General features: G+C 35.4%; 17 protein-coding genes. 9 read left to right on the forward strand and 8 right to left on the reverse strand.

Annotation, left to right across the window (positions count from 1 at the left end):
• The first annotated feature begins 10 nt into the window (after window positions 1–10).
• The 3 genes from LA20249_RS10155 to LA20249_RS10165 all read left to right on the forward strand — a co-directional run bounded on the left by LA20249_RS10155 (window position 11) and on the right by LA20249_RS10165 (window position 3366).
• Window positions 11–1063, forward strand: a complete 1053-nt coding sequence (locus LA20249_RS10155; protein WP_057737591.1) for an AI-2E family transporter — start codon at window positions 11–13, stop codon at window positions 1061–1063.
• Window positions 1064–1130: 67 nt separating this feature from the next.
• Window positions 1131–2537 carry a hypothetical protein gene (locus LA20249_RS10160; protein WP_057737589.1) on the forward strand — a complete coding sequence of 469 codons (1407 nt, stop codon included), beginning with the start codon at window positions 1131–1133 and terminating at the stop codon, window positions 2535–2537.
• A 139-nt stretch (window positions 2538–2676) separates the two neighbouring features.
• Window positions 2677–3366, forward strand: coding sequence for a 2,3-diphosphoglycerate-dependent phosphoglycerate mutase (locus tag LA20249_RS10165; RefSeq protein WP_057737587.1), 690 nt, complete (start codon window positions 2677–2679; stop codon window positions 3364–3366).
• Window positions 3367–3482: 116 nt separating this feature from the next.
• Here the strand turns inward: LA20249_RS10165 and LA20249_RS10170 are convergent, their stop codons facing one another.
• The 5 genes from LA20249_RS10170 to LA20249_RS10190 all read right to left on the reverse strand — a co-directional run bounded on the left by LA20249_RS10170 (window position 3483) and on the right by LA20249_RS10190 (window position 8082).
• On the reverse strand, window positions 3483–3854 hold the full coding sequence (locus LA20249_RS10170) for a 6-carboxytetrahydropterin synthase (protein ID WP_057737584.1): 372 nt from the start codon (window positions 3852–3854) through the stop codon (window positions 3483–3485).
• On the reverse strand, window positions 3847–5181 hold the full coding sequence (locus tag LA20249_RS10175) for a TIGR03111 family XrtG-associated glycosyltransferase (protein WP_057737582.1): 1335 nt from the start codon (window positions 5179–5181) through the stop codon (window positions 3847–3849). The genes LA20249_RS10170 and LA20249_RS10175 overlap by 8 nt, the downstream gene beginning before the upstream one ends.
• Window positions 5178–5783, reverse strand: a complete 606-nt coding sequence (gene xrtG, locus LA20249_RS10180) for an exosortase family protein XrtG (RefSeq protein ID WP_057737580.1) — start codon at window positions 5781–5783, stop codon at window positions 5178–5180. Before xrtG ends, LA20249_RS10175 begins: the two co-directional genes overlap by 4 nt.
• A complete protein-coding gene (locus LA20249_RS10185; RefSeq protein ID WP_057737578.1) occupies window positions 5780–6487 on the reverse strand; it encodes a Firmicu-CTERM sorting domain-containing protein in 708 nt (235 codons plus the stop codon). Before LA20249_RS10185 ends, xrtG begins: the two co-directional genes overlap by 4 nt.
• A gap of 74 nt (window positions 6488–6561) precedes the next feature.
• Window positions 6562–8082, reverse strand: a complete 1521-nt coding sequence (locus tag LA20249_RS10190) for a TIGR03766 family XrtG-associated glycosyltransferase (protein WP_057737576.1) — start codon at window positions 8080–8082, stop codon at window positions 6562–6564.
• 124 nt (window positions 8083–8206) lie between these two features.
• Between LA20249_RS10190 and LA20249_RS10195 the strand changes: the two genes are divergently transcribed.
• The 3 genes from LA20249_RS10195 to LA20249_RS10205 all read left to right on the forward strand — a co-directional run bounded on the left by LA20249_RS10195 (window position 8207) and on the right by LA20249_RS10205 (window position 10511).
• Entirely contained in the window at window positions 8207–8410 is a 204-nt protein-coding gene (locus tag LA20249_RS10195) for a type II toxin-antitoxin system HicA family toxin (RefSeq protein ID WP_057737574.1), read from the forward strand.
• Window positions 8411–8542: 132 nt separating this feature from the next.
• Complete coding sequence (locus LA20249_RS10200) at window positions 8543–9949, forward strand: MFS transporter (RefSeq protein ID WP_057737572.1); 1407 nt, start codon at window positions 8543–8545, stop codon at window positions 9947–9949.
• Window positions 9950–10040: 91 nt separating this feature from the next.
• On the forward strand, window positions 10041–10511 hold the full coding sequence (locus LA20249_RS10205; RefSeq protein ID WP_057737570.1) for a glutathione peroxidase: 471 nt from the start codon (window positions 10041–10043) through the stop codon (window positions 10509–10511).
• A 3-nt stretch (window positions 10512–10514) separates the two neighbouring features.
• Here the strand turns inward: LA20249_RS10205 and LA20249_RS11695 are convergent, their stop codons facing one another.
• Window positions 10515–10664, reverse strand: coding sequence for a hypothetical protein (locus tag LA20249_RS11695; protein ID WP_157054428.1), 150 nt, complete (start codon window positions 10662–10664; stop codon window positions 10515–10517).
• A 208-nt stretch (window positions 10665–10872) separates the two neighbouring features.
• On the opposite strand from LA20249_RS11695, the gene LA20249_RS10210 reads away from it, so the two are divergent.
• Window positions 10873–11931: an FtsX-like permease family protein gene (locus tag LA20249_RS10210; RefSeq protein WP_057737567.1), complete on the forward strand. Its 1059-nt coding sequence runs from the start codon at window positions 10873–10875 to the stop codon at window positions 11929–11931.
• 4 nt (window positions 11932–11935) lie between these two features.
• On the forward strand, window positions 11936–12607 hold the full coding sequence (locus LA20249_RS10215; protein WP_057737565.1) for an ABC transporter ATP-binding protein: 672 nt from the start codon (window positions 11936–11938) through the stop codon (window positions 12605–12607).
• A gap of 26 nt (window positions 12608–12633) precedes the next feature.
• On the opposite strand, the gene LA20249_RS10220 is transcribed toward LA20249_RS10215, so the two are convergent.
• Window positions 12634–13065, reverse strand: a complete 432-nt coding sequence (locus tag LA20249_RS10220) for a hypothetical protein (protein WP_057737563.1) — start codon at window positions 13063–13065, stop codon at window positions 12634–12636.
• Window positions 13065–14588, reverse strand: a complete 1524-nt coding sequence (locus LA20249_RS10225; protein WP_057737561.1) for a Y-family DNA polymerase — start codon at window positions 14586–14588, stop codon at window positions 13065–13067. Before LA20249_RS10225 ends, LA20249_RS10220 begins: the two co-directional genes overlap by 1 nt.
• A gap of 197 nt (window positions 14589–14785) precedes the next feature.
• Here LA20249_RS10225 and LA20249_RS10230 point away from each other — a divergent pair, with 197 nt between their 5' ends.
• Complete coding sequence (locus LA20249_RS10230; RefSeq protein ID WP_057737559.1) at window positions 14786–16270, forward strand: MFS transporter; 1485 nt, start codon at window positions 14786–14788, stop codon at window positions 16268–16270.
• Window positions 16271–16313 lie beyond the last annotated feature (43 nt).

A 16313-nucleotide genomic window follows, 5' to 3' on the forward strand; every position in this document is an offset into this window, starting at 1 on the left:
GGAGTTTTATATGAGTTTGTATGATAAGTTCGTCGATAACAAACGTTTAAGAAGATTCACTTTATTAGTTTTAGTTATCGTTTTAATTTATTTGTTCCGTGGGATGATGAGTTTATTTCTTTTAACCTTTACCTTTACTTTTCTATCGGTTCAATTAGTTCGTTTAGTCCAAAGGAAATTTCCAAGAGTGAGGCCAATTTGGGTTATCACGCCAGTTTATCTGATTATCATCGCACTATTGGTATTCGTGATTGCCAATTATGTACCACAATTGATTAGTCAAACAGCTAAGATGTTTTCTTCTTTGCAGAAATTTTATGAAAGTAAGGAAGTTCGCTCGAATCCATATTTGAATGTGATTTATAATTATTTGCAACAAATCAATTTAGATAGTCAGATCAAAGGTGCTATTACGCAGGTAGTTAACTACATTAGTAGTGTTGGGGCCGTCGGATTCAACATTGTCATCTCATTTCTATTGAGTTTCTTCTATTCTAGTCAAGTTGAACAGATGAATTCATTTGGAAGACAATTTTTGGATAGCAAGTATGGATGGGTGTTTTCTGACTTGAAATACTATGGACAAAAATTTGTGAATACTTTTGGGGTCGTTTTAGAAGCACAGTTGATGATTGCCATCGTCAATACAGCTTTGACAACTATCACGTTGTTGTTCATGCAGATGCCGGGGATCATTGCCTTAGCTGTAATGGTCTTTATCTTGTCATTGATTCCAGTAGCCGGAGTGATAATTTCTATGATTCCATTGAGTTTCGTAGCTTACACGGTTGGCGGTATCCGTTATGTTATTTATATTGTCGTGATGATTATCATAATCCATCTGATCGAAACTTACTTCTTGAACCCCCAATTTATGTCGAGTATGACGCATTTACCAATTTTCTTTACCTTTGTAGTTTTGATTGTCTCAGAGGAATTGATTGGAACTTGGGGTCTGATTATTGGTATACCAATCTTCGTTTTCTTCTTAGATATTTTGGGAGTACATTCAATTACTAAGAATACCAAAAAGAAGAGAATAAAATTAAAGAAATCGTTATAATTGAGTTTAATTAGAACTTGTCATATATAATGAGAGTAACTAACTGACGTAGATAGGAGATTAGGTTATGTCATTTTTTGATAGAAAAAAGAAAGACAGCGATGATAATTATTCTAATCAGAATAATTCTTCTTATCAAAATCCGCAACCGGATCAAAGCAATTTCGATCCCAATCAAAATCAATTCAATAATGATCCGAATATGGGGACGCAATTTGCACCAAATAATCAAAATTTTAACAATAATGCTAATAATGGAACAAACTATTATTTTGACCAACAACAGCCAGTTCAAACACAATCTGGTAATGACGATTGGCAATTTACCGAGCAAAGTTTGCAAGATACTTTAAATCAAAGTGCTGATTTGAAGTCGCAATTGCGCAGTCAATTATTGTCAGATCGGAGTTACTGCAATCATATTTTGCGCACTGTTGGTAGCGATCAAGTCGATGAAAGAAAGCAAGCAACGGAACGCATTAATGAGGTCAATAAGTCTTTGAAAGAGTGGTTCAACACTGACGAAATGGCCAATGAAATCTACATGGACCCCAACAACGATTACTTTTTCTTTGTCGACGACTTGATGGCTAATCCTGACAAGGATACCAGCGCAATGTGGCAACAGCTCACGACAACGATGTCTGATAGAGGATTGTTGATCAATGCCATTTCTGTTACCTATAACGACCAGATTGATTCTACTTGGATGAATTATCAAGACGCTGGTTTCGTCGATGGCAATGCCTACTTGTTGAATATGTACAACGAATTGCAAGGACGTAACTTAAATGTTCCAATCACGCCAGCCGAAATCCCATTTGATGCTGATTATCGTGTCCAACACGTCAGCAATAAGGTTGATAAGATTTTGGATTCAAGTGATAAGTTGGTTATGGAAGTCTCAAGAAACAGCAACCATCAGTTACAGATTATCCGTCATTACAAAGATGACCAAGTTTTGAGTCGAGATATCTTTGATGTGAACGGGGTCATTTCTGCAACACAATTTTATGATCATCGCGATCCTGATAAAGTTGTCCGCGAAAACTTCTACCGTCAAGATGGAACATTAGTCTTAATTAAGAGTTATACCGGGGATGAGCCATATATTCAGCTCTTTAGCGAGGGTAACGTACTTATCAGTACATTTGACAATGATGAAGATTTAATCGTTTGGTGGCTTAAGAATCAAGCTCTCAGACAAAATAATGCGACAGTCTTTGTTTCAATTAATTCTGAGTATTACAAGAAACTATTGGGACTTCGGAGCAGTGGCATTGAAATCATCCCTATTGTTATGAAACAGAGTGAAAATGCTGAGCGGATATCTGATTTGATTGAAGGAACTGACAAGGTTACAGCAGTCATGGCTGGTAGTGATCAAGTGAATACTTACTTGAATAAAAACGCTAAGGCAAAATTAGATATTACAACTTTAAAAGAACTCGAAACACCAATTTATAAAGAGTGAAATAGATAATAAAATTTATTTGAAGAGATTGATGCCAAAAATTGCTATTTTAGGGTAATTTGGGTGTCACTCTCTTTTTTTTATTGCCAATATCGTGTAAAATGTACTTTGTTAATGAAATGAAAAGAGGATCATATAAATGGCAAAATTAGTTTTCATTCGTCACGGACAAAGTGAATGGAATTTATCAAACCAATTTACTGGCTGGGTTGACGTTGACCTAAGCGATGAAGGTGTAAAGCAAGCTCAAAACGCTGGTAAACTTCTTAAAGAATCAGGTATTCAATTTGATCAAGCATATACATCAGTATTGACACGTGCTATCAAGACATTGCACTATGCTCTTGAAGGCTGTGACCAACTATGGATTCCTGAAACAAAGACATGGAGACTTAACGAACGTCACTACGGTGCACTTCAAGGTCTAAACAAGAAAGAAACAGCCGAAAAATACGGTGATGAACAAGTTCATATCTGGAGACGTTCATACGATACATTACCTCCATTGTTGAAAGCTACTGATGAAGGTTCAGCTGCTAACGATCGTCGTTACGCAAACCTTGACCCAAGAATTATTCCTGGTGGTGAAAACCTTAAGGTTACTTTGGAACGTGTAATTCCATTCTGGGAAGATGAAATCGCTCCTAAGTTGTTAGATGGCAAGAACGTTATCATCGCTGCCCATGGTAACTCACTACGTGCACTTACAAAGTACATTGAAAACATCTCTGATGCTGATATCATGAATGTTGAAATGGCTACTGGCGAACCAGTTGTTTATGACTTGGACAAAGATCTTAAAGTTGTAAGTAAAGAAAAGCTTAACTAATTTTTGATTAGTTATAAAAATACGACCGCACACTTTTGTGTATGGTCGTATTTTTTTTAGCTTTTAAGCGGAAAAGCTACTTTTATTTGACTAAACTATCACTAACTGAATCTTGTTTAGTGCCTAATATCAATACAATAAGAGCGAGTGGGGGATTCACCGACTTCAATTCTAACCAATTCGGCATCTAGTTTTTCCAGTACAGGAGTTAAACGATTGAATAACCAGACAGTCACGTTTTCAGTTGTAGGATTGACCTTTTTGAAGTAAGGTAATTTGTTTAAGAATTTACCTGAAAAAGTATTAAAGATTGATTTCATTTCATCTTCAATATCGTTGAAAACAATCATGTGGTCGCCTTTACTATGGATTTCACAGATTATTTCCCAGGTGTGATTATGTTGTTTACCTTCGCCATCTTTCCAACGCATGGCATGACTGGCATTAACGTAATATTTAATTTTATAGGTATGATAATATTTATTCATTTTTATGTTCCTCATTTTTGTTACGTTTAAAATCATTTTTAATAATATTGAGAATTTGTTTCTTTTCTGTAGAAAAAGGCTTAGAATTCCATCCAGATTTGGTCGTCATACTGTTAATAATTCCAATTAGTCTAATTCCCGAACAGATGAAATTGTAAAAAGGAAAGGTGATAGCTACCCACCATTGTTTGCGATAAAACTTTTTTTCAGAAGGAAATTGTCGTAATAATTCTAGTACGCAGATGTAATTGAGTAATTCAACGAAGATATAAAGTAAATAGATAATAAGGTATGACATTCCCATCATGACTGGCGAATAACGGAAAAAGAGAAGTACCAAACTAGCGCATAACCAGATCATTCTAGGAAAAAGAAAGGTATGGTCAATTAATAAGCGTCTGACCATAAAGTTTTTGAAGAATTCTTTCATCTCCAATTGCTGCGAGTATTCGTGAATGACCTCGACTTCGCCACGTTGCCAACGTTGTCGCTGCAAATATAATTCGGACAAATTGTTAATTGGTTCGATGAAGAAAAAAGCATTGGCGCACAATCCGACTTTTTGCTTCATGCGTTGTCTGATTTGAAATGTCATATCCGTATCTTCACCGATAGTGTCGATATCATAGAGAAAGGATTTCATCACAGCTTCTTTTCTAAAAGCTGAGAAGGCACCAGACATGGTAAATAATTGATTATTATTAGATTCAATCATGCGACCTGATAAAAATGCTTGAGCATATTCAAAATATTCGTTATACCGTAACAGTGATCCATGTTTTTTTAGCAAATCTTTTTGGGGTAGGATACTTCCAGTCAAAGCAGCGACGTCGTAATCATTTTCAAATTGTAAAACCATATTCATTAAAGCATTTTTTTCCAGGACACCATCACTGTCAATATTGATAATATAAGTTCCAATTGCACCGTAGAGTGCCGCATTTAAAGCTTCAGCCTTGCCTTTTTCAGTGTGGATCAATCGTAAGTTCATATCGGAGAAAATATTTTGTGCATGAGCAAAGACTTGAAAACTATCATCGGTACTTTGATTATCAGCGAGAACTACTTGAATCAACTCTTTAGGATAAGTTGAATCGTGGATTGATTTGATACAGTTAAAAAGCGTTTTTTCAGAATTATGAACTGGAATTAAAACCGATATCATCGGCATTTTAGCAGGCATTGTCATATTTTTAGGATGCATATTTTGAATTAGAATCCGAAAACTTGAGACTACGGACGGGATTATTTCAACCACAATGGGAATCAAAGCCCAAGTGAGCCAAAATCCCATTTTAAAAATTGTTAAATTTAACCAATAACTTATGATTGAGACCTCCTTTTAAAATGAGACCTGAAATTTTGATATAAACTATGTGATATTTGTGAATAAGTGAAAACATTATAATATAATATGATAACTAATATATAAAAGATAACACGACCAACAATAGAGTGTGCCAAATAGAATATTTGTCCACCACCGAAGTGAACCATGGTAATGATAATTGCTAATCGTAAAACGTTGCTTAAATATATCCAAAGTATTCCAAAAATACCGAAGAAAGCTTTTTCATAGCGATTAAAAATGGGGAAGAACACGACAATGCTAATAAACGCCATGGTTTCTATTACTCCTGAGCATTCATAATCAATTGTCATCGTAAGTGGATTGGTAGGGTTGTTGATACTGATCAAACCGTAATGATTCATAACGGAACTCATGCCGGTCAGATTTCCAAACCAACGTACGCCGTTTATGACTGAATGTGTAAAAAACCAGACCCAATAGGGGTTACTGAAACCAATCAAAATAAAAAAGAGCCCCGCAGTTCCCACTATGAATAAAAAGGCGGGAACGTGAGCTCTTTTTAAAACTGAAACTAAGTATAACCAAAGCACTATTCCGATAATTAAGTAAATACTCATGATAATCTCCGTTTCTTTAGGTTTAGTATGACGCTACCAAGTGCAATCACGAAGCCAGCGCTTGCTAAAAGAATAGGTCCAGTACTGCCGCCGGAGGCTTGAACTGATCCAGTCCATAAATTGGCATTTTCTAATTTAATATTTTGTCCTTCAGTGTTAGAAACATTGTGTAAATCTTTGAAGGGAATCTTAGCTTCAAAGCGATAACTCGTTCCCTTTACTGAACTCCCATCACCCAATTTTTGATTGATACTTTGGCGATTAACATAAGTGAGATCATTTAAATTCTTATTGGATCCATCAGCTCCATAGACGTTTGTTGGGACGGATTTACTCTCATTTAAACTCAAATTGACAGTTTGATTATTATTAAAACTGACGTAAAAAACCTTTCCACCAACGGATAAAGTGTATCCGGAAGGTTGGAAATTAGTATAGCCTCCAGATAATTTAGGATTCATCGAGACATACATGTAAATATTTTTACTATCAGTTAAAAGGGAGACGTATTTGATGTTGTCATTGTCGCCCTTTATTTTCATAGGGTGCTTATCTTTGTCGGACCAGTCATCGAATTTGCCATCAATGCTGATTCCTAGGTCACCAGATTCATTGTTATTATTACCTTGAGCTTGGACGTTATGAGAACTAAATGTTAAGAAGGTACAGGCGGTTATAAGGAAGATCATTAATTTGTTTTTCATTATTGCATTCCCCCCATACATGAAGTTTGATACCTATTAATTTAATTATAATTCTATATGATTGCTATCACAAATTATTTCCAAATAAAAAACGACTTAAGTTGTTTGAGTGATATTTCAAAATTAAAGGTTAGTAAAATTAAAAATGCAGGCAGAAATTGAATTAAATAACGACTGCGACCACCTTCAAAAATTAGTAAGAAAATGAATCCACCGATGATTGAAAGACGCATTGCTTGAGTAATCTTACGATTATCTTTCCAAGCAAAGAAAATACCACCTAGCCAAATACACCACCAAATCTGAGTTAAGAAACGAAAGTCGCCCACATTATTACCGTACAGGTAGAAGAAGTTTTGTACTTTACCTTTGAATCCATGCTTAGCAGGCGAGTGCTTCATGGGTACAAAGTCGCCATCCCTTAGCCAAGCAAAAGTACCGTCAGAAGTATTGTTTCCTTGTTTCTTTACTAAAAAAGCTAAATAACCGACAGGTCCCATCTTATGTAATCTTTTGTGGATTGATTTTACAGAATAATTGATTCGGTCTTTCTTATGAATTAGAGTGACCATTTTAAAAGAGTCTTTAGCATTATAGCCCCCACTATTAGATAAGCCCATATTAATGAAATGGATCATTGGCTTAGCACGGAAACTATTGACCTGAATATATGTTTGATTTTTAATAATTTTATTAATCTGATAATAGCTAGTACTAAGACTACCTGCAAAAGCAAATGCTAATATCAATAGCCAAAGCCAATTTTTATGTTCTGTTTTTAACAATTGATTAATTTCGATAATTACGATGGCAATGGCGGGGATGATGGCTGAAGGTTTAATAAAGTAGGCAGCGCTGACACAAATCCCTAATATTATTACCAAAAATATTTTTATAAATTTATTCCAGTCCGTATATGCAATCGCACAGTAACAGAAGATATAAATAGCAACAAATTGTATTACCCAAGTATCAGTATAAGGGACGATAATAGCGGGAAAAGCGATCAACCAAAGAGAATGAATATACATTCCTAAGGCCAATTTTGATTTATCAATAATAGAAATACTTAAAAGATTGAATAGTGCTGATAAATCTACCAAGACCATCGTTATAAATTGAAAAAAGGTCCAAGATGTTGTATGAAATATATTTTTGAAGAAAAGTTGGAAGAGAAGAAGTCCCAAATTATTAGGATTGACACTAAAGTACCCGATTATTTCAATATTTTTAGGCATCGTCATTCCTTGATGAACGCCACTGACGTCGAAGCCAATTCCTGAATGGACTAACAGGATAAAACAAATTTGAGTAATCACGGCAATTACTAAGCAAAGAGCAGAAGTGATCTTACTTTTATCTATAAAAATGAGATGAACGAATTTTCTGGATTTAGGACTTAGATAAAGAACTAAACCAATTAGAGCAAATATGAATAAAATTATCGTTGTAAACCCGGTTGTTCCAATTTTGGTAACCTTATTATCTCCTAAGATTAAATTGGAGGACGTTAATGCAAAGATAAAGGTCATAGTGAATAGTAAGTAGAATAGCCATTTTATGAACTGATTGTTAAATGTAAATAATTTTTGCAAAGGAATACCTCGTAACTTCCGACTTAATATAAGTATAAAGCAAATTAGATTATTTAATAAAGTTATTATTTTAGTACTGACTAAATTTTGTGTACAATAGAAGTATTGAGAGGGGGCATTATCTATGGCGATGAAACCCCAAAAGATTGTTAAAATATTACGACAACATGGTTTTGTAAAGAAGTCACAGAATGGATCGCATTTGAAGATGTATAATCCCGTAACGAATGTAACGCTGCCAGTTCCGATTCATCATGATAAGGAATTAGAACATGGTATCGAAAGTAAAATTTTAAAACAAGCGGGAATCAAAGTTACCGATATATGAAATAAGGTTATGTAATGTTTTTTCTTGTAAGGGAAAATTAATCATTACATAGCCTTATTTTTTGATTTGAGGTTGATAGTGATTTAAGGATTAGCCTAAAATAAAAGGTATATTTTTTAGCGAGGTTTAATTATGAAAAGTGAGCACAATATTTTAACGCTCTTTGCGACGAGCTTCATGTCGTTCATGCAATTGCTAGACGCTAGTATTGTCAATGTGGCAATTCCTAGTTTAACAAAAGATTTAAACGTACCGATGAATCGGGCTGAATGGATTGTGTCGGTCTACTTGATTATGATCTGTATGTTGTTACTATTCTGGGGAAGAATGGCGGATCAAATTGGGTATATTAAAATTTTTCAAATGGGAACAATATTTTTCACGATTGGTTCTTTGATCTGTGCCTTGAGTCCGTCTTTATCAATTCTATTATTCGGGCGAATCGTTCAAGGTATCGGTGCCAGTATGAGCATGGCGACTAATATTGGGATTATTGCAATGATTTTTCCCATGAGTCAACGTGGTCGAGCCTATGGTATCAACAGTATCATCGCACAACTAGGTAATATCTCAGGACCTGGTCTGGGTGGATTGATCCTTGGGGTTTTGTCGTGGCATTGGATATTTATTATTAATATTCCTATTGGAATTATTGTTTATATTTATGGAAGATTCATGTTTCCAAAGGAACATCGTCGGGTTAAGACCATTTCTTATGATTGGACAGGCTTAATCACTTATTCGATAGCTATCGCCACATTTTTTGTGGGGATATTTATGGGACAGGATGTCGGCTTTTTGAATAAAGTGGTTCTATTAACTTTCGCTGTCAGTGTGGTCTTTTGGTTATTATTCTTCTATGTGGAAGAACATATCAAATCGCCATTAATAGATTTGAAAATTTTCAAGATTCCACGTTTAACGTTGAGTCTAGTCAGTGCATTGATTGTCTTTTCAGTTGGTTATTATGCCAACGTTATAATGCCGTTTTATCTAACAGATTTTCGTTCGTTAAGCACCTCTTTAACAGGACTTATCATGATGGCGATTCCTTTTGCTAATGTTATCGCCGCACCGATTGCTGGTTATTTTACGGATAAATATAACGCCGCTAGTGTGTCGATATTTAATCTCTTTATTTATGCAATTCCAATTATTTTCCTGATTTGGGTTTCTGGGAATGATAATTTAATTCTATTTACGTTTATGTTGCTCTTCTTGGGTATCGGAAATGGTGGTTTCCAAAATAATCCGATGATTATGGGGTATGCACCACAAAAATATCAAGGAATTGCTGGTAGTTTAGCGGCATTATTTAGGAATCTCGGTATGGGGATCGGTGTCAGTATAGCGACAACTAGTTTGTACTACGGAATGAGTGTCAAAGCTGGAAAGAATATCGCCGATTATCCAAGTAAACATCCCAATTGGTTTTTGAGTGGAATGCACTTTGCCTATATGACAGCACTGGTTTTGTTATTGATCGCAATAGTTTTGGTCTATATGATTCATCGAATTGATAAAAAGGAAAATAATTAATCGTTACTTTTGTTGTTTCCATAAATTTTCTAGTATAATAAAGTGAATTGGATAAAATGCCGATTATTAAAATTGAGGAAGGCGGTATCGAATGGAAACAATTTACAAATTTCAAGAGACTGAAATGAATGGTGGCATAATTAACTTTAGAGATTATCAAGGTAAAGTTCTATTGGTAGTCAATACGGCTAGTAAATGTGGATTGGCGCCGCAATTGGAAGCAATTGAAGCGTTATACAATAAGTATCATAATCAAGATTTCGAAGTCTTAGGATTACCGTCTAATCAATTTCACCAAGAATTGGGCAGCGATGAGGAAACAAGTGATTTTTGTCAGATGCATTACGGCGTTACGTTCCCTATGACGAGGAAAGTGGTCGTCAATGGATTGGACGAAGATCCACTGTTTACGTATTTAAAAGACCAATCTGGTAATGGTCGTATTAAATGGAACTTCACTAAGTTTCTAATTGGTAAAGATGGTAAATTGATTAAGCGTTTTGCCCCCGTTACAAAGCCAGAAAAAATGGAAAATTATATAATTGATGCAGTAAAAAAGTAGACCCTAGGGTCTACTTTTTTTTGTAAAATCGAGCATGTATTTCATTGCTTCGTCTAAAGTTTTCAGATGATGTTGTTGACGAATCTCTTCCAATTTTTGTTGCGATTGGGTACTTAACTTTGAAACGGAAACTTTGTTTTCATTATTAGCCATAAAATAACCTTCCATTAAAAACAGTATTATAATGGAATATTCTAGATGACTGTAAGCGTATGAGCAAATATATTGTTTTACGTAGTATCTTAATAAATTGTAGAACTAACTTTGAAATGCTAGGCTTTACATAATGTAGATGTGATTTAGTTGATAATTTAGTTAATTTCATTTATCAAATGTTAACTAAAGAAAACGGGGTGAAGTTATGTTTTTAGCAATTAAGGAAATAATGCATAACAAAATGAGATATCTTTTGGTTGTTTTCACAGTTTTTCTGATCAGTTATATGGTATTTTTCTTAACCAGTTTAGCCGTGGGTCTAGCTCGGGGGAATAAAACGGCAATTGAGCAGTGGAACGCTGAATCAGTCGTGGTTTCTAGTTACTCGAATAAGAGTTTGACAGTCTCTAATATTGCTCAACCACAATATCAAGGTAAGTTGAGTAAGGATGTTGTACCTTTGGGCCAAATGACGGTAGTTAGTAAGCTTAAGGGATCTGATAAGAAAATTAATACTAATATTTTTGGTGTTAATTGGAAGAGTTTCATCAGTCCTAAGTTAATCTCTGGAAGAATGCCTAAAAACGATCGGGAAGTTATTGCCGATTCGAAACTGGAAAATGACAAAATCAAGTTAAATTCTAAGATTAAGATTAATGGTAGTGAAGATTTTTATAAAGTGGTCGGTTTAACTCAAGATAATAGTTTCTTTACGGTTCCGATTATCTTTACGAATCTAGATACCTTCAGGACTTTGAAGTATGGGTCTGCTGATACGAAAAATATTAGTGCTCTAGTTATTCGTGATAAGACAAAGATTAAAAAATCTGGATTATCACAAATAACTATTCCTGATTTAATCAATCATATTCCAGGATATACAGCCCAGATTAATGTCTTTGCCTTTATGATTGGAGCAATGATCATTATTACGTTCCTGATTATTGGGATTTTCATGTATATTATTACAATTCAAAAAATCAGTCTGTATGGCGTGATGCGAGCACAAGGTATTCGGACGATTCGGATTGTTGCAGCACTGTTTTATCAAATCTTTATTCTTACAGTTATTGGTTCTGGTTTAGCATTGTTAGCTATTGCAGCAACTCAATTAATCTTACCGAAGACGGTACCATTTTATAGTAATTGGCCAGCTTATGGTCTCTTGACTGGTGCAATTGTCATTATGGCATTGCTAGGTGGGACGTTATCAATGCGCAAAGTTCTAAAAATTGATCCATTATCAGCTATCGAAGGAGGTTAGTCTAATGAGTTTATTAGAAGTAAAAGATGTTGTGAAGCAATATGGATCTGGTCACACTTTAGTTGAAGCGTTACACGAGACTAATTTCACTTTAAATAAGGGTGAATTTTCGGCCATTATCGGACCTTCTGGATCGGGTAAAACGACTCTGTTAACTATTTTAGGGTTGTTACAGACACCAACTTCCGGAGAGATTTGGATTGATGGCAGTAACGTGACAGAATTGAATTCCAAAGAGAAAACTGATTTAAGATTTAATAAATTTGGCTTCATTCTTCAAGCGTCTAATTTGATTCCCTTTTTGACGGTTCGAGAACAATTCAAGCTTGTTGACAAGTTTACTCATAAGTCAAAGAAGAAAATGAGTCCAGATGAATTGTTAGAAATGCTGGATTTACAAGAAGTTGCTAATAATTATCCTAGTAACTTGTCTGGTGGTGAAAGGCAACGGGCTGCCATTGCTAGGTCGTTATATAATAACCCAGACATTATTTTGGCGGATGAACCGACTGCCAGTTTGGATACGAAACGTGCTGAGCAAGTGGTGGAATTGCTAGCTAAAATTGCCCATAAATCAGATCAGGGCGTTATCATGATTACACATGACACGAGACTTTTAAAAGCCACTGACCGAGTCTTCGTAATGCGTGATGGCACTTTAGAAGAAGATAAATAAGATTAAGGCAAACGTGATAAGTGATTTTACTTATTGTGTTTGTCTATTTTTATTTGACGAATATTAACGATGACAATCGATATTTCATTAAAACTGACACGTCCTTTTTGAGGTTCAATCTTTTGCAGATATCCTTTAAGATGTTCGTAATAACCTGATTCGTCATTGAAGTAATTGACATCGACTTTGACAGGATTATTTTGCAAATAATGTAACTGGTGCATAATCTTTCTTTCATCGTCTGCGGTGCTATATTTTTTGCGTGTGTAATCTTTAGTCTTTTCTTTGATCAAGCTATTAAAGCCATCTAAAGCACTAAAGGGAGCAAATTGAGCGGCCCGATCAATCTGAGCCATAGGTAAGTGACGTTTAGATACGTGATAAGGCAAGTTCATAATGTCTTGGTACTTTGAAGTATCATTGAAAATTTGTTGTTCGATTAGCTTTTTCTCATCCATTAGGCGTGGTGTCCCCCAATCTGATTATTTCGTTCAATCGTCGTTGATCCCTTTACTAAATCCGACGCTTTTAAAACAACATTGCGACTGCCAAATTTTTTCTGTAGCTCTAAAATGGTTTCTTGAATTTTGCGGTCACGCTTACGTTTAGTCTGTGAATTATGCTCTTGAATAATTTCTTGATGAGTATCGGAAAATAAATCGGTTTGTTTAAAGGCAATTTGCTTCTGAGAATCTTTTTCATCAATTAAATTATTAGCTGTTAAAGTGACTCTACGAAGCAATAATTTATCGTTAGTGGTACTCTCATACAATTGCCTAAAAATATTGCGTAATTCATTCGATGAAGAGGTGAAGGATTCCATTTTCAAGTGGGAATGGTCGGGCTTGGGCGTTTTGCGACCATAATAATCCGTAACTAGTTGTCCATTAAAACTGTTGTCGAGTTGGAGACTTTTAATATCGTAATTAACGATTAAACCGACACGATTGGTAACTAGTTTCTTTTGAACTAAGTCGAGCGCCAGATTGTCGCTCATGCCACGAACTATTTTTAACCCGTCAGCGTAAGAAGTAGGTTTTGTCAAAACTTGACTGGAATAGATGCCGTGGTTGTCGGAATGGTAATTTTTGATATCATTTAAAGTCGTTGTTTCGTGTCCCCAGGCATGATCAATCAATAATTCAGCATTTTTGCCAAATTCATGATAGAGGATTTCTTCGTTTAATTTATCAGATAAGGTCCCTAAGGAACATCGAGCAATATCTCCCATGGTGTTTAAACCTAATTTTTCCAGACGTTTTGAATATCCATGACCTATACGCCAAAAATCAGTTAAGGGTTGATGGGCCCAGAGTAATTTTCGATACTGGAATTCGTTCATTTGAGCAATTCTTACGCCATCGCGGTCACCGGGAATGTGTTTGGCTACGATATCCATCGCTACTTTGGCTAGATAAAGATTGGTTCCAATACCGGCAGTGGCGGTAATACCAGTCTCCGCTTGAATTTGTTGAATGATAGTTTTAGCCAAAGCGTGGGCGGAAATGTCGTGTTGATTTAAATAGTCGGTAACGTCCATTAAGACCTCATCAATTGAGTAAACGTGAATATTTTTTGCGGCGATAAACCTTAAATAGATTCCATAAATTTCTGCACTTTTCTTCATGTAGAAATTCATGCGAGGTTTAACAACTTTGTAACCAATTTTTAGAGTGGGAGAATTTAATAGATGTTGTCGATCAATTGAAGCATATTTTGTTAAACGATGATGTGGAGCTTTAATCATCTTCTCGCGGTTTAATTTGTAGACCATTTGTTCCACCTGAAACAATCTGGGACGTCCGGGCACACCGAACTTTTTCAGTGCAGGAGAAACGGCTAAACAGATAGTTTTATCAGTCCGTGAATTGTCGGCAACAACTAAATTATCTTTGAGTGGATTCAATTTGTGGGCGATGCATTCGACTGAGGCGTAAAATGATTTCAAATCAATTGCCATATATGTTCTGTCTTGTGACATGAAATTTCTCCTAACTATGCAAACGTATGTTCTTCATATTATACCATTACAATTTGTACGTTTAAATGATTAAGTCTATAATTGGAAAGTAGAGAATTGTTTTCAGTAAATATCATATTTGCATGCTCAAAAAGGTAAGACATTGCACATTTGTGTAGGTCTTATTTTTTGTTGAACTAGGGGAAAGAAGTAAGGATATGAGTAGAAATAGAAAAATTTTAGTTACTTTTGCATTAGTTTTATCGAATATGATGGCTGGTCTGGATGCGACAATTATTAATACTGCTTTGCCAGCAATTATTAGTGATTTGCATGGTATTCAATACATGGGCTGGATCGTAGCCATATTTTTGTTAGGGATGGCCGTTTCAACACCGTTATGGAGTAAATTTGGTGAAAAGCGTGGAAACAAAGTGGCCTATATTACGGCGACGATAGTCTTCATGATTGGAGCTTTGTTCCAAGGACTGGCTCCAAATATTATTTGGTTCATTACTGCTAGAAGTGTGATGGGAATTGGGGCTGGTGGAATGAACACTATTCCATTTATTATTTATTCCCAGATTTTCAAGAATATTAAGCGTCGGTCACAGGTTATTGGGATTGCCTCAGCTGGATTCAGTGGGACTTCCATTATTGGGCCACTGATTGGCGGCTGGATTGTTGATACGTTCAGTTGGCATTGGGTCTTCTACATTAACTTGCCTTTAGCGTTGCTGTCGATTCTAATTATTGCTTTCTTTTTCAAGATTAAAGAGACGCTCAATCATGCTAAGGTCGACTATCGTGGCGCCATATTGATGGTCTTAGGTTTGTCTTCAATCCTTGTAGGAATTCAGCTCTTAGGAGTTTCTTCTATTTTTATGACTCTATTGTTTATCGTTATTGGAGCGGTGTTGATCTTTTGGATGTCTCGAGTTGAAAGTAGAGTAGACGATCCAATTGTTCCTAATCGTTTGTTCAAAAATGAGAAGTTAGTAATTGATTTAATTTTATTTGCATTATTGTGGGGCTCATTTGTTGCTTTCAATATCTATATTCCTATGTGGGCTCAAGGTATCATGGGGTTGAGTGCTTTAATTGGAGGAATGACACAGATTCCAGGAGCCATTTCTAACTTTATTGGTTCTGAATTAGAGCCACTGATTCAAAGAAAATTGAGTCGTTATGACATTATTGGTATCGGAACAGTTGCCTTTTTGATTTCTTTCTTAGGGTTGTTCTTAGCCAAGCAAACCGCTAGCTATACCTTTCTTTTGATCATGGGAGTCTTCGAAGGGTTTGGTGTCGGTATTTACTTTAATGCGTTGTTGATTGCCGTGCAATTTGATGTCGATACTCGGGATGTTCCAATCTCGACGTCGTTTGCTTATTTAGTAAGAATCCTCAGTCAAACCTTTATGTCTTCTATTTATGGGGTTATTTTAAATATTGCTTTGATGAACGGTGTTAAACATAGTAACGGTAATATAACGATGGCTATGATGAATAAATTGAGTAATGCGGCTGATGCCAAGTATTTGCCTGAAAATCTTATTCCAGAAATGAGACGAATCTTCTTTCAGGGGATACACAGCATTATGTTGACAGCCATGATTTTAATTATTTTGGTTATTGTGATTTTACTTTACTTATTTAGAAGGGAACATCTTGCTAAGGTTCAATTACAAAATAAAGCTTAAATAAATTAGTAGTGGTCCCCAATTGTCGCAGATACATCATTTG

This window comes from Companilactobacillus alimentarius DSM 20249 (assembly GCF_002849895.1).
GTDB classification, from domain to species: Bacteria; Bacillota; Bacilli; order Lactobacillales; family Lactobacillaceae; genus Companilactobacillus; species Companilactobacillus alimentarius.